Origin of the sequence: Streptomyces sp. ALB3 (assembly GCF_044385685.1) — a bacterium.
Classification (GTDB): Bacteria; Actinomycetota; Actinomycetes; order Streptomycetales; family Streptomycetaceae; genus Streptomyces.
Genome location: NZ_JBISCE010000001.1, coordinates 1 through 23,048, shown reverse-complemented (window position 1 = coordinate 23,048; position 23,048 = coordinate 1). Strand labels below are relative to the sequence as shown.

22 protein-coding genes are annotated in these 23,048 nt (G+C 70.2%); 17 read left to right on the top strand and 5 right to left on the bottom strand.

The genetic code is table 11. From position 1 onward, the window contains the following. Positions 1-31 precede the first annotated feature (31 nt). A complete protein-coding gene (locus tag ACHFIV_RS00110; RefSeq protein WP_398961673.1) occupies positions 32-1,612 on the top strand; it encodes an adenosine deaminase in 1,581 nt (526 codons plus the stop codon). Positions 1,613-1,627: 15 nt separating this feature from the next. On the opposite strand, the gene ACHFIV_RS00105 is transcribed toward ACHFIV_RS00110, so the two are convergent. Beyond that, positions 1,628-2,071, bottom strand: coding sequence for an ATP-binding protein (locus ACHFIV_RS00105; protein ID WP_398961670.1), 444 nt, complete (start codon positions 2,069-2,071; stop codon positions 1,628-1,630). A gap of 204 nt (positions 2,072-2,275) precedes the next feature. Between ACHFIV_RS00105 and ACHFIV_RS00100 the strand changes: the two genes are divergently transcribed. The 4 genes from ACHFIV_RS00100 to ACHFIV_RS00085 all read left to right on the top strand — a co-directional run bounded on the left by ACHFIV_RS00100 (position 2,276) and on the right by ACHFIV_RS00085 (position 4,155). Further along, a complete protein-coding gene (locus tag ACHFIV_RS00100) occupies positions 2,276-3,121 on the top strand; it encodes a helix-turn-helix domain-containing protein (protein ID WP_398961667.1) in 846 nt (281 codons plus the stop codon). Positions 3,122-3,131: 10 nt separating this feature from the next. After that, positions 3,132-3,320, top strand: coding sequence for a DUF397 domain-containing protein (locus tag ACHFIV_RS00095; protein WP_398961664.1), 189 nt, complete (start codon positions 3,132-3,134; stop codon positions 3,318-3,320). Further along, positions 3,313-3,552, top strand: a complete 240-nt coding sequence (locus ACHFIV_RS00090; protein WP_398961661.1) for a DUF397 domain-containing protein — start codon at positions 3,313-3,315, stop codon at positions 3,550-3,552. The genes ACHFIV_RS00095 and ACHFIV_RS00090 overlap by 8 nt, the downstream gene beginning before the upstream one ends. Positions 3,553-3,648: 96 nt before the next feature. After that, positions 3,649-4,155, top strand: coding sequence for a DUF2165 domain-containing protein (locus tag ACHFIV_RS00085; protein ID WP_398961658.1), 507 nt, complete (start codon positions 3,649-3,651; stop codon positions 4,153-4,155). A gap of 88 nt (positions 4,156-4,243) precedes the next feature. Here the strand turns inward: ACHFIV_RS00085 and ACHFIV_RS00080 are convergent, their stop codons facing one another. Next, positions 4,244-6,517, bottom strand: coding sequence for an ATP-binding cassette domain-containing protein (locus tag ACHFIV_RS00080; RefSeq protein ID WP_398961655.1), 2,274 nt, complete (start codon positions 6,515-6,517; stop codon positions 4,244-4,246). A gap of 120 nt (positions 6,518-6,637) precedes the next feature. Here ACHFIV_RS00080 and ACHFIV_RS00075 point away from each other — a divergent pair, with 120 nt between their 5' ends. From ACHFIV_RS00075 to ACHFIV_RS00020, 12 genes are all read left to right on the top strand, one after another. Then, positions 6,638-9,208, top strand: coding sequence for a polysaccharide lyase family 8 super-sandwich domain-containing protein (locus tag ACHFIV_RS00075; protein WP_398962341.1), 2,571 nt, complete (start codon positions 6,638-6,640; stop codon positions 9,206-9,208). A 73-nt stretch (positions 9,209-9,281) separates the two neighbouring features. Next, complete coding sequence (locus ACHFIV_RS00070; protein WP_398961651.1) at positions 9,282-9,944, top strand: helix-turn-helix transcriptional regulator; 663 nt, start codon at positions 9,282-9,284, stop codon at positions 9,942-9,944. 68 nt (positions 9,945-10,012) lie between these two features. Continuing rightward, positions 10,013-10,483 carry a DUF3291 domain-containing protein gene (locus tag ACHFIV_RS00065; protein ID WP_398961648.1) on the top strand — a complete coding sequence of 157 codons (471 nt, stop codon included), beginning with the start codon at positions 10,013-10,015 and terminating at the stop codon, positions 10,481-10,483. A gap of 95 nt (positions 10,484-10,578) precedes the next feature. Continuing rightward, positions 10,579-11,481, top strand: coding sequence for an aldo/keto reductase (locus ACHFIV_RS00060; RefSeq protein ID WP_398961645.1), 903 nt, complete (start codon positions 10,579-10,581; stop codon positions 11,479-11,481). Continuing rightward, entirely contained in the window at positions 11,478-12,185 is a 708-nt protein-coding gene (locus ACHFIV_RS00055) for a DUF402 domain-containing protein (protein WP_398961643.1), read from the top strand. Before ACHFIV_RS00060 ends, ACHFIV_RS00055 begins: the two co-directional genes overlap by 4 nt. 316 nt (positions 12,186-12,501) lie before the next feature. Continuing rightward, positions 12,502-12,810, top strand: a complete 309-nt coding sequence (locus tag ACHFIV_RS00050) for a hypothetical protein (RefSeq protein WP_283522860.1) — start codon at positions 12,502-12,504, stop codon at positions 12,808-12,810. Positions 12,811-12,996: 186 nt separating this feature from the next. Continuing rightward, the gene (locus ACHFIV_RS00045; RefSeq protein ID WP_398961640.1) at positions 12,997-13,863 is read left to right on the top strand and encodes a hypothetical protein; all 867 of its coding nucleotides are present in this window, start codon (positions 12,997-12,999) and stop codon (positions 13,861-13,863) included. After that, complete coding sequence (locus ACHFIV_RS00040) at positions 13,853-15,178, top strand: hypothetical protein (RefSeq protein WP_398961637.1); 1,326 nt, start codon at positions 13,853-13,855, stop codon at positions 15,176-15,178. The genes ACHFIV_RS00045 and ACHFIV_RS00040 overlap by 11 nt, the downstream gene beginning before the upstream one ends. Further along, on the top strand, positions 15,175-16,725 hold the full coding sequence (locus ACHFIV_RS00035) for an SCO6880 family protein (RefSeq protein WP_398961635.1): 1,551 nt from the start codon (positions 15,175-15,177) through the stop codon (positions 16,723-16,725). The genes ACHFIV_RS00040 and ACHFIV_RS00035 overlap by 4 nt, the downstream gene beginning before the upstream one ends. 18 nt (positions 16,726-16,743) lie before the next feature. Then, positions 16,744-18,162 (top strand): ATP-binding protein, encoded by a 1,419-nt coding sequence (locus ACHFIV_RS00030; RefSeq protein ID WP_398961632.1) that lies wholly within the window; start codon positions 16,744-16,746, stop codon positions 18,160-18,162. A gap of 1 nt (position 18,163) precedes the next feature. Then, the gene (locus ACHFIV_RS00025) at positions 18,164-19,726 is read left to right on the top strand and encodes a type IV secretory system conjugative DNA transfer family protein (RefSeq protein WP_398961630.1); all 1,563 of its coding nucleotides are present in this window, start codon (positions 18,164-18,166) and stop codon (positions 19,724-19,726) included. Positions 19,727-19,799: 73 nt separating this feature from the next. After that, the gene (locus tag ACHFIV_RS00020) at positions 19,800-20,300 is read left to right on the top strand and encodes a GNAT family N-acetyltransferase (RefSeq protein ID WP_398961627.1); all 501 of its coding nucleotides are present in this window, start codon (positions 19,800-19,802) and stop codon (positions 20,298-20,300) included. Between the two features lie 4 nt (positions 20,301-20,304). On the opposite strand, the gene ACHFIV_RS00015 is transcribed toward ACHFIV_RS00020, so the two are convergent. Genes ACHFIV_RS00015 through ACHFIV_RS00005 form a run of 3 tightly spaced genes read right to left on the bottom strand, consistent with a single transcriptional unit; the run spans position 20,305 to position 22,785 of the window. Beyond that, positions 20,305-20,904 (bottom strand): GNAT family N-acetyltransferase, encoded by a 600-nt coding sequence (locus tag ACHFIV_RS00015; RefSeq protein ID WP_398961624.1) that lies wholly within the window; start codon positions 20,902-20,904, stop codon positions 20,305-20,307. A 54-nt stretch (positions 20,905-20,958) separates the two neighbouring features. Next, complete coding sequence (locus ACHFIV_RS00010; RefSeq protein WP_398961622.1) at positions 20,959-21,096, bottom strand: hypothetical protein; 138 nt, start codon at positions 21,094-21,096, stop codon at positions 20,959-20,961. A gap of 51 nt (positions 21,097-21,147) precedes the next feature. Next, positions 21,148-22,785: an ABC-F family ATP-binding cassette domain-containing protein gene (locus ACHFIV_RS00005; protein ID WP_398961619.1), complete on the bottom strand. Its 1,638-nt coding sequence runs from the start codon at positions 22,783-22,785 to the stop codon at positions 21,148-21,150. Positions 22,786-23,048 lie beyond the last annotated feature (263 nt).

Genomic DNA, 23,048 nt, shown 5'->3' with positions numbered 1-23,048 from the left:
TCCCGGGTCACGCGCGCCACTCTTCGTGATCATGCGAGGCGTGATCTCCGTACACCACAACTCAGCGCGACTCCGCCGGTTGTTGACAGCCACCGGGCTCGCAGCGGCGGCTCTCGCCGCGTCCCTGCCCACCGGCCCCTCCGCACGGGCCGCCGCTACGGTCTCCGTACCGCCGCCCAGGACCACCACCCCCGCCGAGGCCCGCACGGCTGCCTGGCTGAACACCCATCCCACGGAGGCGGCCCGCTTCTTCCGTGATCTTCCCAAGGGCGGTGACCTGCACAATCACCTGTCCGGTGCGGTACGGACCGAGTACCTCATCCAGCTCGCGGCCGACGACGGGCTGTGCATCGACGCCACGATGACCGCCGTCGCGCCGCCGTGTGCCGCCGGCACCCGGCCCGCCGCCGACGCGCTCACGGACGCCGGCTTCCGACAGAAGATCATCCGGGCCTGGTCCATGCAGGACTTCCCCCAGGGGGAGTCGGGCCACGACCACTTCTTCGCCACGTTCGGCAAGTTCGGGGCCGCGACCTCGCACCGGGGGAAGATGCTCGCCGATGTGGCGGGCACGGCGGCGGCGCAGAACCAGACGTATCTGGAGACCATGGTCAGCCCCGCCTCCGCGGGAGCGAGGCAGCTGGCAGCCGACGTCGGCTGGGACGCGGACCTCGCCGCCCTGCACCGCAAGCTTCTCGCCGGCGGCAGGCTGGACAAGCTGGTGTCGACCGCCGAGCAGGAAGCCGACACCGCCGACGCGGAGTTCCGCGAGACCGCGCACTGCGCGACCACCGCTCCCCGCCCGGCATGCCGGATCACGGTGCGCTGGGTGTCCCAGGTGTCGCGCAACAGCGCCCCGGAACGCGTCTTCACCCAGATCGCCCTAGGCCTCCGCCTGGCCGAACGAGACCGGCGTTTCGTCGCCGTGAACCTGGTCCAGCCGGAGGACGGCGAGATCTCCCTGCGCGACTACCGCCTGCACATGCGCATGCTGAACTACCTGCACGGCGTCTATCCGGATGCCCACATCACCCTGCACGCCGGCGAGCTCGTCGCCGGCCTGGTGAAGCCCGACGACCTGACCTTCCACATCGACGACGCCGTACGCACCGGCCAGGCCGAACGCATCGGCCACGGCGTCGACCTCGTGCAGGAGGACGACTGGCAGCGCCTGGCACGCGACATGGCACGCCGCCAGATCGCCGTCGAGGTCCCCCTCACCAGCAACGCGCAGATCCTCCAGGTCGAGGGCGACGACCACCCGTTCCCCGTCTACCGGAAGTACGGAGTCCCGGTGGTGCTGTCCACCGACGACCCCGGGGTGTCGCGCGGTGACATCGGCCAGGAGTACCGGCGGGCGGCCGTCACCTACGGGCTCGGCTACCCGGAGCTGAAGGACCTTGCCCGGGCGTCCCTGGAGTACGCCTTCCTGCCGGGCCGCAGCCTGTGGCGCCCCGACCCCGTACGGCAGGGCTTCCGCCCGGTCGCGGAGTGCCAGGCCCCCGATTCGGCACGCTGCGCCCGGTTCACCGCCCAGAACCCGAAGGCGCGCCTGGAATGGCGTCAGGAGCAGTCCTTCCGGGCCTTCGAGGCCCGGTACACCACCGGCTGATCCCGCCGGGCCCGATCAGGGGTGGCGCGGAGCCGTGCACTCCACCCACAGCACCTTCCCGCCCTGCCCCGGCAGTCCGCCCCTGATCGGGTACGCGCCCCAGCTCTCGGCGCACTCCCGTACGAGCTGAAGCCCTCGCCCCCGCTCGGCCGGAGCGCCCGGCTCGTCCATGCCGCCTCGGGCGAACGGATCCGGGATCACCGGGTTGCTGTCCCACACCCCGACCCGCACCCGGTCCCGCCCCGCTCCGCGCAGCCGGAGCGAGTAGGGCGCCGAGGAGTGCCTGTAGGCGTTGGTGACCAGCTCGCCCGCCAGCAGTTCGGCGGTGTCGATGAGATCCCGCATCCCGTGCACCAGCAGCACGGTCCGCAGAGTGGCCCGCGCGATCCCGGGCCCACGGGGATCCTGCGGAAGTTGGAGGGTGTACGCCCAGGGCGGCGTTACGGTGGCCAGAGCCATGGAAGTCTCCGTTCACGGAGGAGTGTGGGGATGTGCGTGTCGCATGGCCCGGTGACGAGACCGCTCCGTCGAGCGGGGTACTTCCGGGCAGGTGGCCTGGAGCCCACGGTAGTCAGGGCTGGCTAATGTATTAACCGAAAGCTGGCTAATGAGTGCACTTCTACCCGTGTGGGTGACAAGACGTTCAAGGGGGCGAACCGACCGGTGAGAAGCAACCCGACGGGACGCCAACTGCGTCTCGGCAGCGAACTGCGCAAGCTCCGTGAAGTAGCCGGACTCACCGCGACGCAGGCCGGCCGACTCCTGGGCGTGAAGCAGAACCAGATCAGCAACATGGAAGCCGGCCGCGTCGGGGTGAGCCCGGAAAGGGTCCGCACCCTGGCCGACCACTACCGGTGCGCCGACACCGAAGTGGTCGAGGCGCTCTGCGGTATGACAAGCGACCGTACGCGCGGCTGGTGGGAGGAGTACCGGGATCTGCTGCCCGCGCCCCTCCTGGACCTCGCCGAAGCCGAGCATCACGCGGAGCAGCTGCGCACTTCCGTCACCGTCCACATCCCCGGCCTCCTCCAGACGTCTGAGCATGCCCGCGAGGTCTTCCGCCAGGACGCGCCGGAGCTCTCACCACCCGAAATCGAGCACCGCGTCTCATTCCGCATCAAGCGGCAGTCGGTCCTCTTCCGCGATCCGCCGACCGTCCAGCGCGTGGTCATCCACGAGGCCGCGTTGCGGATGCAGTTCGGCGGCCCGAAAGTGGCCCGCCGCCAGCTCGAGCACTTGGCGGAAATGAGCGAGCGCCCCCACGTCCGGCTCCAGGTCATTCCGTTCTCAGCCGGAGCGTTCGCCGGCTCGGGGCAGTCGATCTACTACATCAACGGTGCCGTACAGCAGCTCGACAGCGTCAATCTCGATCAGTCGCACGGTCCCGTCTTCCTCGACGCGGAGGAGCAGTTGCAGAAGTACCGCGTGCTGCTGAGCCGCATCGAGGCCATCGCGCTTCCACCCATGGACTCGCGCGACTTCATCAGCGCCATCGCCCGGAATCTGTGAGGGATCCGCCATGTCAGCACTTGTTTGGCAGAAGTCGTCCTACTGCGCCCAGGGCAACTCGTGCATACACGTCGCCGCCGACCAGAACCTCGTCGCAGTGACCGAGAGCAGCGACCCCGGCGGCGCGATACTCCGGACCACCCCGTCCGCCCTGGCCGCCCTCATCCGCACCGTGAAGGAGGCCGACGCCCGTGACTGATACCCCGGCCGGCCTCACCTGGACCCGCGCCGCCCCGGAGAACGCGGAGGGGACCGGCCCGTGGATCGAGATCGCGTTCGCCCCCGGAGGCCTCGTGCACCTCCGTGGAACCGGCGACCCGGACACGGTGGTGACCACCACCGCGGAGAAGTGGAAGGTGTTCACCCAGGGCGTCGTGGCGGGCGAGTTCGACCACTTCACGGACGCCCACGACACCGCCACAGGCAACTGACGTACTCAACAGCCGCCTTGCCACGCACGCCTGGGCAACCCACCGGGCAGGCCCACTGGTTGACTGACCGGTGACGGCCCGGGGAAGGGTGTGCTCATGACCAGCAGCAGGCACACCCTCTCCCTCGCCGCCACCGCCCTCACGGGCGTCCTCGCCCTCTACATCGCTCTCGTCGCCTTCGGGAACATCACCGACTTCGGCACCAACCAGCAGTTCGTGCGTCACGTGCTCGCGATGGACACGACCTTCAAGGACGACGACGTGATGTGGCGGGCGATCACGGACAAGACCGTCCAGGACGCCGCGTACGTCCTGATCATCGTGTGGGAGACGGTGGCCGCGCTCGTACTGCTCCATGCCACCTGGCTGTGGATACGCCGGGACCACACGGCAGCGCGTCGCATGACGACGTACGGCACGCTCATGCTGATGCTGCTCTTCGGCGCCGGATTCATCGCGATCGGCGGTGAGTGGTTCTCCATGTGGCAGTCGGCGGACTGGAACGGGCTGGAAGCGGCGACCCGGGTGTTCCTGTTGAGCGCGGTCGTGCTGATCGTCGCGCACCTGCCGTCCGGACAGGTGGAGGACACCCGCCCACGGTGATACCGCCGTGCCGGACGGCCGAGCCCGTCACCGCCCGTCTCGGGCCGGCGCGACGCACAAACCCCTGCCCACGGCGGTCAGCGCCCCGTCAGCCCTCGACGTACTCCCGCAGGTGGCGCGCGGTGAGCGTGCCACCGTCGGCGACCAGGTCGGCCGGAGTCCCCTCGAAGACCACCCGGCCCCCGTCGTGCCCGGCCCCGGGGCCGAGGTCGACGATCCAGTCCGCGTGAGCCATCACCGCCTGGTGGTGCTCGATGACGATCACCGTGTTGCCCGCGTCGACCAGCCGATCGAGCAGTGCGAGGAGCTGGTCCACGTCGGCCATGTGCAGTCCGGTGGTCGGCTCGTCGAGTACGTACGTCGCGGCCTTCTCCGCCATGTGGATGGCGAGCTTGAGGCGCTGGCGCTCTCCACCGGACAGGGTGTTCAGCGGCTGGCCCAGCCGGAGGTAGCCGAGCCCCACGTCACGCAGCCGTCCGAGGATCGCGCGGGCCTGACCGGACGTGAAGAAGTCATGGGCCTCCGCCACCGACATCGCCAGGACCTCGCTGATGTTCTTGCCGTGCAGGGTGTAGGTGAGCACCTGAGGCGTGAACCGCTTTCCCTGGCACTCCTCGCACACCGAAGCGACTCCGGCCATCATGGCGAGGTCGGTGTAGACGAGCCCGAGCCCGTTGCACTTGGGGCAGGCGCCCTCCGAGTTGGCGCTGAAGAGCGCAGCCTTGACGCCGTTGGCCTTGGCGAAGGCCGTCCGGATCGGGCCGAGCAGACCGGTGTACGTCGCCGGGTTCGAGCGTCGTGAGCCACGGATCGGTGTCTGGTCGGCGACCACCACGCCCTGCCCGGCGGGCAGGCTGCCGTGGATCAGGGAGCTCTTGCCCGACCCCGCCACCCCGGTGACGACGGTCAGGACGCCGAGCGGGATGTCGACGCTCACATCCTGGAGATTGTGCAGGTCCGCCCCCTCGATGGACAGCTGCCCGGTCGGCTTGCGCACCTCGTCCCGCAGCCGCGCACGGTGTTCCAGGTGGCGCCCGGTCAGGGTGCCCGAGGCCCGCAGCCCGGCGACGTCACCGCTGAAGCAGATCCGCCCGCCGTCCGTCCCGGCACCCGGCCCGAGGTCGACGACATGGTCCGCGATCGCGATCACCTCGGGCTTGTGCTCGACGACGAGCACGGTGTTCCCCTTGTCGCGCAGGCGCAGCAGCAGGTCGTTCATCCGGCGGATGTCATGGGGGTGGAGCCCGATGGTCGGCTCGTCGAAGACGTAGGTGACATCCGTCAGGCTGGATCCGAGGTGCCGCACCATCTTCACCCGCTGCGCCTCACCGCCCGACAGCGTGCCGGCCGGCCGGTCCAGGCTGAGGTAGCCGAGGCCGATCTCGACGAGTGAGTCCAGAAGGTCCTTCAGTCCGGTCAGCAGCGGCGCCACACCGGGGTCGTCCATGCGCCCGACGAACGCGGCGAGGTCGCTGATCTGCATGGCGGCGCACTCCGCGATGTTCACCCCGTCGATCCTCGACGACAGGGCGGCGGCCGTCAGCCGCGTCCCTCCGCAGTCCGGGCACTCGCGGAAGACCACGGCCCGGTCGACGAAGGCGCGGAGGTGCGGCTGCATCGCGTCGCGGTCCTTGCTGAGTATCGTCCGCTGGACCTTCTGGACGAGCCCTTCGTACGTGAGGTTGTTGCTGTCCACCTTCACCTTGGTCTGCGGCTTGTGGAGGAAGTCGGCCCACTCCTGCTCCGTGAAGTCCTTGAGCTTCTTGTCCGGGTCGTAGAAACCGGACCGGGCCATGACCTGCCAGTACCAGGAGTCCACAGCGAAGTTGGGCACGGTGATGGCGCCCTCGTTCATCGACTTCTCACGGTCGACCAGCTGGTCGATGTCGATGTCCGAGATCTCGCCGACTCCCTCGCACCGCGGGCACATACCCTCCGGGAGGTTGAAGCTGAAGGCCCCCGACGTGCCGATGTGGGGAGTGCCGAGGCGCGAGAAGACGATCCGCAGCATCGTGTACGCGTCGGTGGCGGTGCCGACGGTCGAGCGCGAGTTGGCTCCCATCCGCTCCTGGTCGACCACGATCGCGGCGCTCAGATTGTGCAGGGCGTCCACGTCGGGCCGCCCCAGCGCCGGCATGAACGACTGGACGAAGGCGGTGTACGTCTCGTTGATCAGCCTCTGGGACTCGGCCGCGATGGTGCCGAAGACCAGCGAGGACTTCCCCGACCCCGACACCCCGGTGAACACGGTCAGCCGGCGCTTCGGGATGTCCAGCGACACATCCGCGAGGTTGTTCTCGCGCGCGCCGCGGACCTGGATGACATGGTGGCCGTCGGCAGGAGCCGTCGCAGGAGTCGTCATGCCACCGACCGTAATCGAGGCCACTGACAACGGTCCCTGCCGTTGACACCGCCGAGCGACCGTTGCTTGGCTGGGCGCACGGGGAACAAGCGCTTACGCGCCGGATTCTGGAGCGTGCTGGTGGAGCTCTCGCGTCGATCCGCACTGACCGTGATCCCGGCGGCCACGCTCTGGGCGATCTCCCAGGCCCTGCGGGCCGGGGCAGAGCCCCGGCCGGGACGGCCCGCCGCCTCGGGCTCACCGGCATCCCCGGACGCGGACCGGACCGCCCTCCTCCGCAACACCGTCGCGGTCCTCACGGGCACCACCGCGTCCAACGCCCGGCCCGAGGTCGCCCCGAAGCTCGCCTCCCTGCGGGCGACGGCGCGTGCCCGGCTCGCAGCGATGGACGGTGCCGGGCACGGCGAGCTCTTCGAGGGACTGCCGCTCGGCACGAGCGACCCCAACCTGAGCACGTCGTACCAGTACCTCTACGAGATCGCCCTGGCCGCTTGTCTACCCGGTACCGGCGGTTCCGGCGACCCGGAGATCCGGCGCCGGGTCGTCGACGGCCTGGCCGCCCTCCACGAGGGCTGGTTCGGTGACCAGTCGAAGGGCTACTACGGCAACTGGTTCCACTGGGAGATCGGGATCCCGGCCCACGCGACCAGGACCCTGGTCCTCCTGAGGGACGAGGTCGCGGCGTACCGGCCGGAGCTCCCAGCGGCGTACGTCGCGTCCATGGACGCGTACCTGCGCAACGGCGAGGACGGCGACGTCGACCTCGACTCGCGCTTCCACACCGGCGCCAACCTCGCCGACATCACGACGAACCGGATCCTCCAGGGCGCCCTGCTCGCCGACGACGCACGCATCACCAAAGCCCTCGCCGACCAGCTGACCGTCTTCTCGACGATCGACCCGTACCGGCCCCGCCACGGGGTCACCGACGGCTTTTACGCCGACGGCTCCTTCGTCCAGCACGGCTCGGTGGCCTACACGGGCTCGTACGGCAAGGGCCTGCTCACCCGGATCGTCCAGACGATCAAGATGCTCGACGGCACCGGCTACGTCCCCGGCGACAGCCTGACCGGCGTCGTGCGGAACTGGGTCACCGACAGCTTCGCCCCGCTGGTCTTCGAGGGCTGGATGATGGAGATAGTCAAGGGGCGTGCCGTCTCACGGACCGGCACGGGGTACGCGGACGTCACCGCCGTCGTGGAGGCCGTCGTCGACCTCTCCGCGCACACGTCCGGCGGCGACACCGAGGCGCTCGAGGGATACGTCAGACACATCCGGCAGACCGCGAGGGCGGGAATCGACACGACGTCCTTCGTCTCCCCCGTCAGCATCGCCCGTTACGCCGACATCCTGGCCTCGTCCGCTCCCGCCAGGGACCTCACGCCCGCCGCTTCGCACGCCGCGTTCAACGCGATGGACCGCACCGTCCACCGCCGTCCCGGCTACGCCTTCGCCCTCGCCCGCAGCTCCGCGCGCATCAGCATGTACGAGTACATGAGCGGCGAGAACCTGATGCCCTGGTTCCAGGGCACCGGCGCCCACTACCTCTACCTCTCCGGCGCGGACCAGAGGCAGGCGTTCGGCGTCGACTACTTCACCGCCGTCGAGCCGCACCGCCTCGCGGGCGTCACCGCACCCGTCGAGACGCGGCGCACCGTCCCCGAGCTCTACGGCACCCTCTGGTACGACAGCCCCGAGCACGGCTTCACCTCGTCCTCCGAGTCGCAGAACACGTACGTCTACTTCCCACGGGCCACCCACGGGTTCTCCGGCGGCGCGCGTCTCGGTGCCTACGGGGCCGCCGGTCTCGTGCTGTCCGACGACGCCGCGTACGCCGCCCAGCAGGCGGGGAAGCTGCCCGAGGACTTCGTCGCGTACCGGGCTGCCGACGCCACCAGGTCGTGGTTCATGTTCGACGACGAGATCCTCGTACTCTCGGCGGGCGTGACCGGTCCGGCCGGCCGCGCGGTGACCACCACGGTCGACAGCCGCATCGCCGCCCCCTCCTCACCCGTCGTCCTCACCGGCGGCCTCCGCGACGGAACCCCCTGGCAGCGGGCCGCGTCCACACCGCCCGCCTGGCTGCGGTACGCCGACGAGGAGCAGAGGACCGCGGTCGGGTACGTCTTCCTGTCCGGCCCGCCGGTGACCGTCGCCCTCGACACGGTCACGCGCAGCAGGCGCCTCGTCCGTCTCGCCAACGCGGACACCGCGGTGACCAAGCAGGTCTTCACACTGTCCTACGAACAGGCTGCGGGAGAACCGCCCGCCTCCATGGCGCACGCCCTCGTCCCGAACGCCTCCGCGCGGCAACTGGCGTCCTACGCCCACGGCCCGCTCACCGTCCTGTCCAACACGGTCCGCCTCCAGGCCGCGGCGCACACCGGCCTGGGCATCACCGCCGCCAATGCCTTCACTCCGGGCGCACACCGGGTGGGACGCCTATCGGTCGACGGCCCGGCGTCGGTCATGCTGCGGCGGGCCGGGGACGGCACGTACTGCGTCGCGGTGTCCGACCCCACGACGACGCGGAGCTCCGTATCGGTCACCCTCCACGGACGGCGTCTGCGGCGCGTCTCGGCGGACTCCGGAGTCCGCGTCCGCCATGTGTCCGGCGGCACCCGCATCGACATCACGACCCGCCAGGCCTACGGCCGCAGCTTCACAGCTGTCCTGCGCGGAAGGCCCTGACGGAGCCGCCCCGCCCGACGGTCGGCCTCCGCCGCCCGGTAGCACCAACCGCCGTTGGTCTTAGAATCGTGCCGTGAGCAGCAGTGAGGATTCCGCCCTCGAGGCGTTGGTCGTGCTGGGAGACCCGGTGCGGCGTGGACTGTACCGGCACGTCACCGCGACGCCGGGCGAGGTGGGGCGTGACGCGGCGGCCGAGGCGGCCGGGATCTCCCGTTCACTGGCGGCGTTCCACCTGGACAAACTGGTCGAGGCGGGGCTGCTGGAGGTCTGCTTCCGGCGGCTTTCGGGGCGCAGCGGGCCGGGCGCCGGGCGGCCCTCGAAGATGTACCGGCGCGCCGAGGGCGAGCACGCGGTGTCCGTGCCGCCCCGCTCCTACGACACGGTGAGCCGGCTCCTCGCCGAGGTGGTGGAACGGGCCGGGCTCGACGCGGATCTGCAGGCGGCGGCAAGGGCGGCGGGTGAGTCCGAGGGCGGCGCGCCGGGCGGGGAGACCGATCCGGTCGAGGCCCTGCGTGCACGCGGCTACGAGCCGTACCGGGACGGCGAGAAGGTGCGGCTGAACAACTGCCCGTTCCACGCGCTGGCGGATCAGTTCCCCGCCCTGGTCTGCGGAATGAACCTGGCCGGGATCGAGGGTCTCCTCGCCGGACTCCCGGCGGGTGACGACTGGAACGCGGAGATGGATCCGCTTCCGCACGGGTGCTGCGTGTCCCTGCGAGCAGCCCGGGAGGTCTAGAAAGGTCTGGAACCTCTAAAAATAAATTTCATTGACTTTAGAACGTCCACCCGGGCATGCTTGGCCCCGTGAACGCATTCCACCTCGCCCAGGTCAACGTCGGGCGCATGCTCGCCCCGCTCGACAGTCCCCAACTGGCGGACTTCGTCGCGCACCTCCCGGAGATCAACGCCCTCGCCGACCGGTCCCCCGGCTTCGTCTGGCGCATGGTCGACGACGGCGGAGCCGACTCGACGGGCCTGCGCCCCCAGGACGACGACGACTTGTTCCTGATCAACTGCTCCGTCTGGGAATCCGTCGAAGCCCTGCAGGACTACACGTACCGCAGCGCGCACCTCAAGGTGCTGGCCCGCCGCCGGGAGTGGTTCGAGCGTCTCGCCGACTTCCACCACGCCCTGTGGTGGGTCCCCGCAGGACACCGCCCGAGCGTCGACGAGGCGATGGACCGGGTCGCCCTGATCCGCGAGACCGGCGAAGGTCCCGAAGCGTTCACCTTCCGGGCACCACACCCGCCACCGGCCGGCTCGCCCTCCACCTGACCGGCAGCACGGCGGCAACACGGCCGGCAGGTCCGGCTTCCGGCACAGCAACGCCGGGAAGACCTAACAAACCTGACACCCGGTGAAAGAATCCGATGATGGCCTCATCATCGGAAACGATCACCGCATCGGCGTCCGGCACCTGGAAGCTCGGCGACCTGACGGTCAACCGCATCGGCTTCGGCTCCATGCGCCTCCCCCAGAACGGCACGGCTTTCGCCGACGCGACCCCCAGCGACCGGGGCCGGGCGCTGCACGTCCTGCGTCGCGCCGTCGACCTCGGCGTGAACCACATCGACACGGCCGCCTTCTACTTCTCACCCCTGCGATCGGCCAACGAACTCATCAACAGCGCGCTCGCGCCGTACGCCGACGACCTGGTCATCACCACGAAGGTCGGGCCCGGCCGAGACCCCTCCGGCGCCTGGGCCTGGGCCACTCCGGAGCAGTTGCGCGGCCAGGTCGAGGAGAACCTGCGCCAGCTCGGCCGCGACCACCTGGACGTGGTGAACCTGCGCCTCCCGGCCGGCCAGGCCTCCGCGTCCGTCGCCGACCACTTCGGCGCCCTCTCGGAGCTCCGCGAGGCCGGGCTCATCCGCCACCTCGGGATCTCCAACACCTCGCCGGAACAGCTCGACGAGGCCCGGGCCATCGCGCCCGTGGTCTGCGTACAGAACGCGTACGGCATCGACGCCCCGGCCGACCAGCACGCCTTCCTGCGCACCTGCGGTGACCAGGGCATCGCATTCGTACCGTTCTTCGCCATCGCGGGAGAGGGCCGCGAGGGCGGAGCGAGCCGCGCCGAGAGCGAGGCGGTGCTGACCGTCGCCCGCAGGCACGGGGCGACGCCCGCACAGGTGCGGCTCGCCTGGACCCTCCACCAGGGACCGCACGTGCTGGCCATCCCCGGCACCGGTAACCCTGACCATCTCGCCGAGAACGTGGCCGCCGGCGCCCTGCGGCTCACGGCGGGCGACCTGGCACTCCTCACCCGATGAGGACAGCCGGACGCGATGCAGGGACCGGGGTGACGGCGGGCCGCATCCTCCGCTGGAACCTCTTCATCGGCGGCCACCTGAGCTCCTCGGTACCCGTACGCCTGGTCGAACGCACGGACGAAGGCCAGTTCCTGTGGCTGGAGACCGGCACACCGATGTGGCGTACGCGGCTGCCCCGTGGCGCTCATCTCAGGGACATCGCCCCCGAGGACCGGCCCGCCCACGGCTACCCGGCGAGGACCGGCCGGTGGCCCATGGGCAGCGCCCTCATCCACCAGCCGGCCGGGGCCCGGCACGCGGTGTTCTGGTTCTTCGGGAGGAAGCAGAAGTTCGGTGGCTGGTACGTGAACCTGGAGCACCGCACCCACCACGGCGACGACATCGACGTGTCCGATCACGAGCTGGACATCACCGTGGCGGCGGACCGGAGCTGGAAATGGAAGGACGAGCGGTCGTTCGTCGAGAAGACCGGGCACCCCGCCTACTGGTCCACTCGGGAGGCGCCGGAGATCCGCGCCGAGGGAGAACGGGTGGCCCGGCTCGCCGAGTCCAAGGCGTTCCCGTTCGACGGCTCCTGGTGCGACTTCAAGCCACCACCCCACTGGACCACACCACCACGAGGCCCGGCGCCCTTACGCACGGTGCTCCACCCTCCGCCGCCTGACCACCCTCTTCCGGCGGAGCCTGACGGACCGTCGGCCTGAAGCCACCGGAGCGCACACGGCTCTCGAACAGCGCGTACGAATCCCGCGCCTCCCGTGAACGCATCAACCGACACCGAACCCGTGGCCCCCGTCGTTGCTAGCCGTCACAGCGCGTGATACACAGAGTAACCATGCATATGCAAGAGGATCCTGACAGGAGCCGCAGGTCAGGGCGCCTCCTCCGGTCAAACGTGCGAGATCCGGGTAAAGAGACCCGGGAAGGCGTCGTGCGATGCCGGTTTCATCAGCGAAGATAGAGACCGACTCGTGTCGCACGGCGCGGGCTGCGAACTACCCGACAGGGGCGGTGACTTACATGAACCTGGCAGCGGAAAAGGGCGACATCACCACCATCATCGGCGGAATCGCCCCGAACTGGGGGCCGTTCGGGACCCTGGGCAACGAGGCGCGCATCATGATCGAAGTGGTGATGGCGATCGCCATCCTGCTCTGTCTGGGCATCGCGATCTGGGGTGCGGCCAAGCAGCGCATCGGCGCGACGGCGCTGCGCGACACCTTCAGCGCGGAACAGGGCAAGGGCCTGATCGTGGCAGGGCTGACCGGCGTCTTCATCATCGGGTCGCTGGGCACGCTCTTCACCATCGTGTACGGGATGGCTGTCTGACCGTCCGCCAGTCCCCCACCCTGCCCCCGGGTCCCTCCCCGCCCACCCCACACCATCCGTCCGTCGTGCCCACCGGCAGAGGTTGCGTCCCCTGATGTCGAGTCACCACACCGCGTCCACGCGGCACCCAGCACCGCTACCGTCGTACCACGCGGAACTGCACACGGCTGAGGGGGCGGACGCGGCATGAGCCAGGGTGATGAGCGCGGATACGGGAGCGATCCGGGTGCCCGGCCGGACGACGTGTACAGCACGCTCGGCGGCACCCGCCAGACGCGCACGCGCCTGCCCGGCGGCGCCGACGACGGCGACGGCTACGGCCGCCGGCCCGCACGGAACTCACGCTCACTGATCATGGTGGTGGGCGTGGTCGTGCTGCTGATCGCGGCGATCGCGTTCGCGAACCAGGGCGGGGGCGGGGCCTCGGGCAGCGACGGCGGGCAGAAGACGGACACGGCGGAGGCAGGACCCACCGCCGCGACGGGCACGAAGCCGGTCCAGGGCAAGAACGGCACGATCGCCTCGGGCTTCGCGCACGACGAGCAGGGGGCGCAGAGCGCGGCGGCGAACTACGCGGTGGCGCTGGGGTCGGATGGCATGTTCAACAAAGCCCGGCGACACGGCATTGTCCAGGCGATCGCGGATGCCAGCAGAGTCGACGATCTTCAGGCAGGCTTCGATGCCGACTACTCGGAACAGTTCGTCACACAGATCGGTCTCAGTGCGGACGGAAGCGCTCCGACCGGCTCGACGTTCGTCAACCGAACTCTTCCAGCCGGTACGAAGGTCAGAAGCTATTCGGCGGACACTGCCCAGATTGATGTCTGGTGCTCAGGCCTGTTCGGCCTGACCGGTGACACCTCGACCAAGCCCGTCACGAACGGATGGTTCACCGTTTCGATGACCCTCAAGTGGGACGGGACGGACTGGAAGGTCCTGGAGACCGGTCAGCAGGAAGGACCGACGCCGGTGACGGGTGACAACCCCGTCTCCGGCTCCGATGAAATTGCCGATGCAGTAAATCAGTTCGGAGGGTTCACCTATGCCCGGTAGCCCTCGAACTCGCGTGCGCAACAGCATCGGTGTGTTCGGCGCCGTACAGGCTGTGCTGATCCTGCTCGCAACCCGCGCCTCGGCAGCACCCAGCCCTACTCCGTCGCCGTCAGGTAGTAGCGACCCCTGCGAACTGATCGCGGGCCCGGCACGGGATTACTGCGATGGCGGCGACAGCGCCCCACGCAGCACGCCCGCCGTCGCCGACGACGCCCTCGACCCCCTCACCTCCCTCGCCCGCGGCTGCGCCGACGCCGCCGCGTACCTCGTCGGCAAGCTCAGCGAGGCCGTGGAGAGCACGGCGACCGTCGACTTCACCAATCCCACCTTCCGCACCCAGTACGCCGTCGTCTTCGCCGCGTCCACCATCCTGACCCTGGTCCTGTGGCTCTTCGCCGTGGCCAAGCGCGCCATCAGGGGCGTGCCCTTCACCACCGCGATCTCCGAGGCCATCGGCTTCCTGTGGCTCACGGTCCTGGCCTCGGCCTTCACCCCGCTCATCCTCTACGTGGTGGTCTCGGCCACCGACGGCGTCACCGAGGTCATCTCCGCAGCGACGGGCGGGCAGACCGACGTGTTCTTCGGATCGTTCGCCGAGGCCCTGAAGAAGGGCACGGACATCGGCGGCGGGCCGATCATGCTCATCGTCGTCTCGCTCGTGTCGATCCTCGCCGCCGGCATCCTGTGGCTCGAGCTCGTGATCCGGGCCGCCCTGCTCTACGTCGGTGCCCTGCTGGGTGTCGTCGTCTACTCCGGGCTCGTCGACAAGAACATGTGGGGCCACGTCCGCCGCTGGGCGGGCATCATGATCGCCGTGATCATGGTGAAGCCCGTCATCGTCATCGTGCTGGGACTGGCCGGGGCGCTCTCCGCGGACGACGGGCCGAACGCCTTCTCCGCCGTCGTGTCCGGCCTGGCCATCATCCTCCTGGCCATCTTCGCCTCCGCGATGATCTACCGTTTCGTCCCCGGCTTCGGTGACGAGATCCAGGGCGCCCGAACGAACCGCAAGCAGGCCACCGACGGCTCCCAGGCCGCCGCGATGATCAGCTCGCCCGCGGCTCTCGTCTCCCAGGGCATCAAGACCCACAGCGGCCGCAGCGGAGGCGGCGAAGGCGGGGGCGGAGGCGCCCGCCCCGCCAACCCGGCCAGCGGCGGTGTCGCCGCCCACAGCTCCCGGACCACGGGCGGCGGCTCCGCGCCCTCGCCCCGCAGCGGTGCCGGACCCACCTCCGGCACCCCCCACGGCAGCCGCTCCCCACGCGGCGGTTCAGGCAGCACAGGTAACACGAGCACAGGAGGTGGAGGGCGTTGACGACTCAGTCCCACCCGATCGCGCCCCGCCGCACGTATCTCATCGGCCGCGCCCGGCCGAACGCGATCGTCGGCAAGAACCGTGAGACGGGCGAGATCGCCCTGATCATCGCCGGAGCGTTCCTCGGCATGATGAGCGGGCTCCTCGTCCCGGTCCTCTCCCTGCGGATCGTGGCACTCATGGGCTTCCCCCTGCTGGCCCTGGCCGTCGTGTACGTCCCCTACAAGGGCCGCACCTTCTACAAGTGGTTCGAGATCAACCGCAGCTTCAAGCGCACCCTGCGCCGCGGCACGGCCTACCGTTCCGCAGCCATGGAGGCGGGTGTCAGCGCCGACGGGCGTGAGGTGGAGATCGGGCCGCCGCCCGGCATCGGCCGGATCAGCTGGCTCGCCGCGCCGTTCGGCCCCGACGAGATCGCCGTACTGCTGCACGCCGACCGCCGTACGGTCACCGCGGCGATTGAGATCGAGGGCCCCGGCGTCGGCCTGCGCGACAGCGAGGACCAGGAGGCCCTGGTCGACCGTTTCGGCACCCTCCTCAAGCACGTCGCCAACGGCGACGGCTTCGTGACACGCCTCCAGATGCTGGCCCGCACACTGCCCGCCGATCCGGACGCCCACGCCAAGGACGTCGCCCAGCGCGGTGACAGGAACGCGCCCGGCTGGCTCCAGGAGTCCTACGACCAGCTCCAGTCGATGGTCTCCACCTCCAGCGAGCAGCACCGCGCCTACCTCGTCGCCTGCATGCACTACAGCCGCGACCTGGCCGCCGAGGCCAACGCCATGGCCCGTGCGATCCGCCCCCAGGGCGGCCGCCGGATCGACCGCGACGCGGGTCTCGCCGTCGTCATGGCACGCGAGCTGACCGACATCTGCGCCCGGCTCGCCGAGGCCGACATCCGGGTACGCCAGCCGCTCGGCCAGAGCCGTCTGGCCTCCCTCGTGCACTCGATGTACGACCCGGACCACCCCATCGACCACATCCAGGCGATGACGAAGCGAAACGCCTGGCCGGCCGAACTGGACGCCGTGGAACCGACGTTCCTCCAGGCCAAGACCCGTGAGTCGACGACCCGCGCACCCTGGTGCCACGCCACGGCCTGGGTGAAGGAATGGCCGATGACTCCCGTCGGCGTCAACTTCCTGGCCCCTCTCCTCGTCCACACGCCCGACGTGATCCGCACGGTCGCCGTCACCATGGACCTGGAACCCACCGAGGTCGCCATCGAGCGGATGCTGACCGAGAAGACCAACGACGACGCCGAGGCGAGCCGCCAGGCCAAGATGAACCGCACGGTCGACCCCCGTGACATCGCCGCCCACGGCCGGCTCGACCAGCGGGGTGAAGATCTGGCGAGCGGCGCGGCCGGGGTGAATCTGGTGGGGTACATCACCGTGTCGTCCCGGTCCCCCGAGGCACTCGCCCGCGACAAGCGCACGATCCGGGCCTCGGCCGGCAAGTCGTACCTGAAGCTGGAGTGGTGCGACCGGGAGCACCACCGCGCCTTTGTGAACACCTTGCCGTTCGCCACCGGCATCCGTCGCTAACGAGAGGGCAGTCACGCCATGCGAGATCCGCTGTCCGCGTTGTCGGATGCCTTCACCGGTTTCCTCTTCGGAAACGTGGAGACGACCCGGCTGCCGGTACGTACGTCGACGGGCCAGGCCCAGGCCGTCTACCTGCCGACCGCCGCACCGGGACTCGGTGACTCCGGCGTGATCATCGGGCGTGAGGTGTACTCGGGCAAGGGTTACATCTACGACCCCTTCCAGTTGTACGGGCAGCAGCTGCCCGCCCCGCACTGGCTGGTGCTCGGGGAGTCCGGCAACGGGAAGTCGGCGCTGGAGAAGACGTACGTGCTCCGCCAGCTCCGCTTCCGCGACCGCCAGGTCGTCGTCCTGGACGCCCAGGGTGAGGACGGCGTCGGCGAGTGGAACCTCATCGCCCAGGAACTGGGCATCACGCCCATCCGGCTCGACCCGGCCGCCGCCCTGAACGACGGGATCCGGCTCAACCCGCTCGACCCGTCGATCACCACGACCGGGCAGCTCGCCCTGCTCCGCACGATCATCGAGGTCGCCATGGGCCATGGCCTCGACGAGCGGTCCGGCTTCGCCCTCAAGGTCGCCCACGCGTACGTCAGCGCGACCATCACCGAACGCCAGCCCGTCCTGATGGACATCGTGGAGCAACTGCGCCACCCGAAGCCCGAGTCCGCCGAAGCGATGAACGTGGACATAGACGACGTCCGGGCCTGGGGCCTGGACGTCGCCCTGGTCCTGGACCGGCTCGTCGACGGTGACCTGCGGGGCATGTTCGACGGTCCGACCACGATCGGCATCGATCTGGACGCACCGCTGATCGTGTTCGACCTCTCGCACATCGACCGGAACTCCATCGCGATGCCGATCCTCATGGCGATCGTCGGCGTGTGGCTGGAGCACACCTGGATCAGGCCCGACCGGAAGAAGCGCATCTTCCTGGTCGAAGAGGCCTGGCACATCATCAACTCACCCTTCGTGGCGCAGCTCTTCCAGCGCCTGCTGAAGTTCGGACGGCGCCTGGGACTGTCCTTCGTGGCGGTCGTCCACCATCTCAGCGACGTCGTCGACGGAGCCGCCGCGAAGGAGGCCGCGGCCATCCTGAAGATGGCCTCCACCCGCACGATCTACGCCCAGAAGGCGGACGAGGCCAGAGCGACGGGCAAGGTCATCGGCCTGCCCAGGTGGGCGGTCGAGATCATCCCCACGCTGACCCCGGGCATCGCCGTATGGGACGTCAACGGCAACGTGCAGGTCGTCAAGCATCTGATCACCGAAGCGGAACGCCCCCTGGTGTTCACCGACCGCGCGATGACCGAGGGGTCCACGGCGGATCTGCTCCCCGAGGACGTACGGGCCGCGGAGCTGGAGGCGGAGCAGCGGGCCGCGCGGATCGAGCACCAGCAACGGCTGAACGAGTCGTCCGAGTCAACGGTGGCATGACATGGCGCGCCAGGCACCACCCGGTCCGGGGCACGGCGGCGAGAACCGGGGCGGCATCCCTGACGGGCTGCTGATCGGCCTCCTGGTCTTCCTCTTCGGGCTGACGGTGCTGGCCTGGACGGCCACCGGCCTGGCCGGGCTGTTCGCCCACGGGGGATGGCCCGACGGTGTGACGTTCATGCGGACACCGCTGGCCCTGCGCGCCCTGGCCGTCGAGCCGACCGACCTGCCGGGTGCCTGGCCGGACACCCCGCCGGGCGACCTCTCCGGCTACGGGCTCTTCTGGGGCCTGCTCATCGGTGAGGTGATGGTGCTCCTGGTCCTCGCGGTGTTCGTGGTCGGTGTGGTGGCGCGCTGGCGACTCGTCCGGAAACGCCGGAATGAGGCACCGTACGCTCCCGAAGAGGACGCCCCGCGCGCCCACCCGGCGGCCCGGGAGCCTGCGCGGAAGGCGACACCCGCCGAGGCGCCCCCGGCTCCCGCGCGCGTCGCGGCCTCCTGGGCCCCTGCACCCCCCGAGACGGCCACGGACCCCACAACTGCCACGGCCTGCGCACCGGAGGCCGCCCCCGTCGCACCGCTCACCGCATACGCGCAGGAGACCTCCTCCCCCCTGGTCCCCACGCCGCGCACCCCCGTCGTCGTCTACGGTGCCTCCGCCACCCGGCGCCCCACCGTCGTCCAGGCCGTCCGGGACGCCGTCGGTCCCGCCCTGGTCGTGACCTCGGACCCCACCGTGTGGGCCGAGACGAAGGACGCCCGGAGCAAGCTGGGCCCGGTCCTGGTCTACGACCCCGGCCACCTCTGCGACACCCCTGCCCGCCTCCACTGGTCGCCCACCGCCGGCTGCGAGGACCCCGCCACCGCGGCCTCCCGGGCGGCCGCGCTCCTCGCGCCCGTCCGCCCCCTCGCCCGGATCGACGCGGCCGTCGCCGACACCGCCCAGACCCTGCTCCGGTGCTGGCTGCACGCCGCCGCCGTGGACGGCCGCCCCCTCCGCCAGGTCCATCGCTGGGCCTCCGGCTCGGGCGGCCAGGACCCGGTGCGGGTGCTCCGCACCCACCCCGGAGCGGCGTCCGGCCTCGCCGGCCTCCTGGAGTCCGCGCTCACCGCCTATCCCGAACGCCGTGATCTGGCGCAGGAACTGACCGTACGAATCTTCGCCGCCCTCTCCTCTGTCCACATCCGGGAGGCGTGCACACCCAACCGATCCGACGCGCTCGTGCTGGATTCCTTCGCCCATGAAGGGGGAACCCTCTATGTGGTCGGCGAATCCATCGAGGATCCCCGCCACCACCCCGGTGCGATGCCCCTGCTCACCGCACTCGCCTCGCACGTGGTCGAGCACGGCCGCCGCATGGCCGCACGGTCAACCGACGGTCGGCTCGACCCACCAATGACGCTCGTCCTCGACGACGTCGCGGCCGTGGCTCCGCTTCCCCAGCTACCGGAACTGCTGTCAGCCGGCCGGGACCAGGGAATGCCCGCCCTGGTCCTCCTCCGCTCCGAGGAACAGGCCAGGGCCCGCTGGCGGGAGGGCCTGCCGGCGGTCGGGCCGAACTGACCTCCCCCACGGCCAGGGCGTGTACCGCAAGTCCGTGGGGAGACCGCGCCGCCTCTCATGTGATGCTGGCGTCATGACTGATCACCGTCAGGTAGCTGTCGTCCGCTGGCCAGGCCGGACCCCTCCGGTCGAGGACGGCCTGGCCGCGCTGCTGGCCGCCTACCATCTGCGGACGGAGGCCGAGAAGGGCGCATCGGTAGCCGACGTGCACGGGCTGCCGGACCGCTACCGGGCAGAGATCACCGACCCTCTGACCGCGTTCGCCGGCGATGTCGTCCTGGTGGCTCTCCTGAGCGACACCGTTGTGGGGTGCCTGGTGGTGACCTCCCCGAACAGCGGGCAGGCGGAGATCAAGAGGCTCTGGACCGACCCGGAGTCCCGTGGCCGTGGCGTTGCCTCGGCCCTGCTCGGCACTGCGCTCACCCAAGTCGCGGAGGAGGGGGTGCACACTGTCCGGCTGTCGGTGTGGGAATGGCGAACCGGGGCCATCGCTCTGTACGAACGGCTCGGCTTCACCGCCACCCGATCGTGGGATGAGCGGAAGCAGTTGGTGTGCATGCAGCGCTCTCTCTGAGCGGTCAGCCGTTCGTTGATGGTTGCGACGAGGACGACCACTGTCGGTACTCGGCCTGACGCCGGATGTCGAACTCCAGCTCCAGAGCCGTGGGGTCACCCTCCATCGGCATGGTCCGCCCCGTCGGTGCGAACCCGATCCGGCGGTAGGAGGCCTCGGCCCGCGCGTTGGACTCGTGGACGTAGAGGCGCACCCGCTCCAACCGTGGCTCGGTCAACGACCAGGCCCAGTCGATCGCCTCACGGAACAGCGCGTCCACCAGCCCGCGCCCGCGGTGCCCCGGCCGGACGAACACCCCCACCAGATGGCCCTGGTCGACCTCGACGGCCTCACCGAAACCGGGCTCTCCCCCCTGCCGCTCGACGAGCACCGTCACCGTCCCCGCCCACCGGCCGTCGGGCGCCTCGGCGATAAACTGGCGGACGAACTCCCCCGCCGCGGCATTCGCCGTCCGCTCCTGCCAGAACGCGTCCGGCTTGGCCAGCGCCTGCTCGTGCGTCTCCAGGAAGGCGATCGGGGCAGCCGGGTCCCGGAGCGCCACCAGCCTGATCTCCCTGGCCCGCTCCCACTCGTCGGCCCGCACCGCACGCACCATGTAGTCCATCCGCCGATCGTCCCCCGCCATCCCCACCACGGCAAACGAGATTCACCGGCCCGGTCAGCCGTCCAGCGCCAGTGCACGGTCGTGGGACGCCGCACGGGCGAAGTCCCTCCGCACCCCGGGGCCGTCCTCGCCGAGGGCGGCCACGGGGTCCCCGAAGAGGCACTCGACGTCTCCCCGCGTGCGCTCGCACACCTAGACGCACCAGATCCTCACGCAGCAACGACACGGGCTCCCCCGCACGGCTCACCGGCCCCGCCCGGGGAGCGCCAGCTCCCTGGCCGCCGCCGGCAGAGCCGACCGCAGCCGCCGGTCATGCGTGACGACGACGAGAGTCCCCCGGTAAGCGGAGAGGGCCGCCTGGAGCTCCTCCACCAAGGCAGGAGCGAGATGGTTGGTCGGCTCGTCCAGCAGCAGCAGATCGTGCGAGCCGGTGACGAGACGGGCGAGCTCCAGACGACGACGCTGCCCGATGGAGAGCTCCCGCACCGGCCGGTCCAGGTCGGCTTCGCGGAAGAGACCGAGGGCGAGCAGTTCGTCCGCGCGGTCCTCCCCGAAGGCCGCCCGCAGCGAACGGCCCCCTTCCTCGGCACAGGCCGGGACGGACACCTGGCGCAGGAACCCCACCCGCCCCGGCCGCCGCACCGTAGCGCCTGCCTCAGGCCTCAGCTCTCCGGCCAGGACCCGCAACAACGTGGTCTTGCCGGCGCCGTTCGGCCCGGTCACCAGCAGCCGGCCTCCTGCGGGTACATACAACGAATCCAGCAGCAGACGCCCCGGCACGGCCAGATCAGCCACCTCCACCGGGCAGTCCGCCACCCCCTCGATGCCCGTAGTGAACCGCAACGGCTCAGAAGGCGGGGACACCGGACACTCGTTGAGCCGCTGCAACCGCTCGCGCGCGTTCCTGATGCGCCCCATGGCGCCGTGCGCCCGTGAGCGCGCCCTGAACGCACCGGCACCACTGAAACCTCTCGGCCCCTTACGGGGAATCGCCGCGAGACGCCCTTGGTGCGCGTCCGCGAGCACGGACTGCCGGGCCACCTCGGTGCGCCACTCCTCGTGCTCCCGCTCCTGCCGGGCACGTTCAGCGGCCTTGGTGGCGAGATGGCCCGCGTAACCGTCGCCGTAGCGGCGCACGGACCGGGTGCAGTGGTCGACCTCGAGAATCGTGTCGGTGACCCGGTCGAGGAACGTCCGGTCGTGAGTGACAGCGACGAGTGTGCCCCGGTGGGCGCGCAGCCGCTCCTCCAACCAGGCCACCGCCTCGTCGTCCAGGTCGTTCGTCGGCTCGTCGAGCAACAGCAGCTCGGGAGCGGAGGCCAGCGTCCCTGCCAGAGCAAGACGGGAGCGCTGCCCACCGGAGAGGGTGCCGAGCCGCCGCGATCGATCGAGGCCGGCCGACTCGCCGAGATGACGCAGGGCCACGTCGACACGGCGGTCGGCGTCGTACCCCTCGCGGGCCTCGAACTCCGCCTGCAGGCAGGCATAGAGGTCGTACGCCGAAGCGTCGCCCCCGCGAAGCGATTCACCCGTCGCCAGCATCCGCCGCTCAAGACCGCGCAGTTCGGCCAGTGCCACGTCGATGGCATCGCCGACGCACGCGGTTCCGGGCAGATCGAGGGCCTGCGCCAGATGCCCTGTGCCGCCCGGGGCGACGACCCTGACGGCCCCGCTGTCGGGCCGCACGGCGCCCGAAAGCAACCCCAGCAGTGTGGACTTGCCACTGCCGTTGTCCCCGACGACCCCCGCCTTCTCCCCGGGCCGGACCGAGAACGACACGCGGTCCAGGACGAGGTGATGGCCGTAGCGCTTGCTGACATCGGTGACAGTGAGCTGAGAGACGTTGGCGTGGACGCGGGGTGCCGCAGCAGTACGGAGCAAGTGGTGTCTTCTTTCGTGGACGACAGAGTTATACGAGACGTCTCGTCTCGCTATGCATCGAGAGTACGCCACCTGCCTCGTCAAAACAAGACGCCGCGTCTCGCCACTTACCTCCGACGGAGCCGGCGGGACACGTGCGGCCGGGCACGGCCGGGCGAGCGCCCCCGTACCGACGACCCCGTACTGACGACGGGCAAAGGCCCCACGCCGTCCGGAACGCAGAAAAGCCCCGTGCCACAAGGGCACGGGGCTTTCCCGGAATA

Coding starts and splice junctions, on each gene's coding strand:
- ACHFIV_RS00110 (WP_398961673.1), top strand. CDS start 32: ATGCGAGGCGTGATCTCCGTACACCACAACTCAGCGCGACTCCGCCGG.
- ACHFIV_RS00105 (WP_398961670.1), bottom strand. CDS start 2,071: ATGGCTCTGGCCACCGTAACGCCGCCCTGGGCGTACACCCTCCAACTT.
- ACHFIV_RS00095 (WP_398961664.1), top strand. CDS start 3,132: ATGTCAGCACTTGTTTGGCAGAAGTCGTCCTACTGCGCCCAGGGCAAC.
- ACHFIV_RS00085 (WP_398961658.1), top strand. CDS start 3,649: ATGACCAGCAGCAGGCACACCCTCTCCCTCGCCGCCACCGCCCTCACG.
- ACHFIV_RS00080 (WP_398961655.1), bottom strand. CDS start 6,517: ATGACGACTCCTGCGACGGCTCCTGCCGACGGCCACCATGTCATCCAG.
- ACHFIV_RS00060 (WP_398961645.1), top strand. CDS start 10,579: ATGATGGCCTCATCATCGGAAACGATCACCGCATCGGCGTCCGGCACC.
- ACHFIV_RS00055 (WP_398961643.1), top strand. CDS start 11,478: ATGAGGACAGCCGGACGCGATGCAGGGACCGGGGTGACGGCGGGCCGC.
- ACHFIV_RS00050 (WP_283522860.1), top strand. CDS start 12,502: ATGAACCTGGCAGCGGAAAAGGGCGACATCACCACCATCATCGGCGGA.
- ACHFIV_RS00045 (WP_398961640.1), top strand. CDS start 12,997: ATGAGCCAGGGTGATGAGCGCGGATACGGGAGCGATCCGGGTGCCCGG.
- ACHFIV_RS00040 (WP_398961637.1), top strand. CDS start 13,853: ATGCCCGGTAGCCCTCGAACTCGCGTGCGCAACAGCATCGGTGTGTTC.
- ACHFIV_RS00030 (WP_398961632.1), top strand. CDS start 16,744: ATGCGAGATCCGCTGTCCGCGTTGTCGGATGCCTTCACCGGTTTCCTC.
- ACHFIV_RS00025 (WP_398961630.1), top strand. CDS start 18,164: ATGGCGCGCCAGGCACCACCCGGTCCGGGGCACGGCGGCGAGAACCGG.
- ACHFIV_RS00020 (WP_398961627.1), top strand. CDS start 19,800: ATGACTGATCACCGTCAGGTAGCTGTCGTCCGCTGGCCAGGCCGGACC.
- ACHFIV_RS00015 (WP_398961624.1), bottom strand. CDS start 20,904: ATGGACTACATGGTGCGTGCGGTGCGGGCCGACGAGTGGGAGCGGGCC.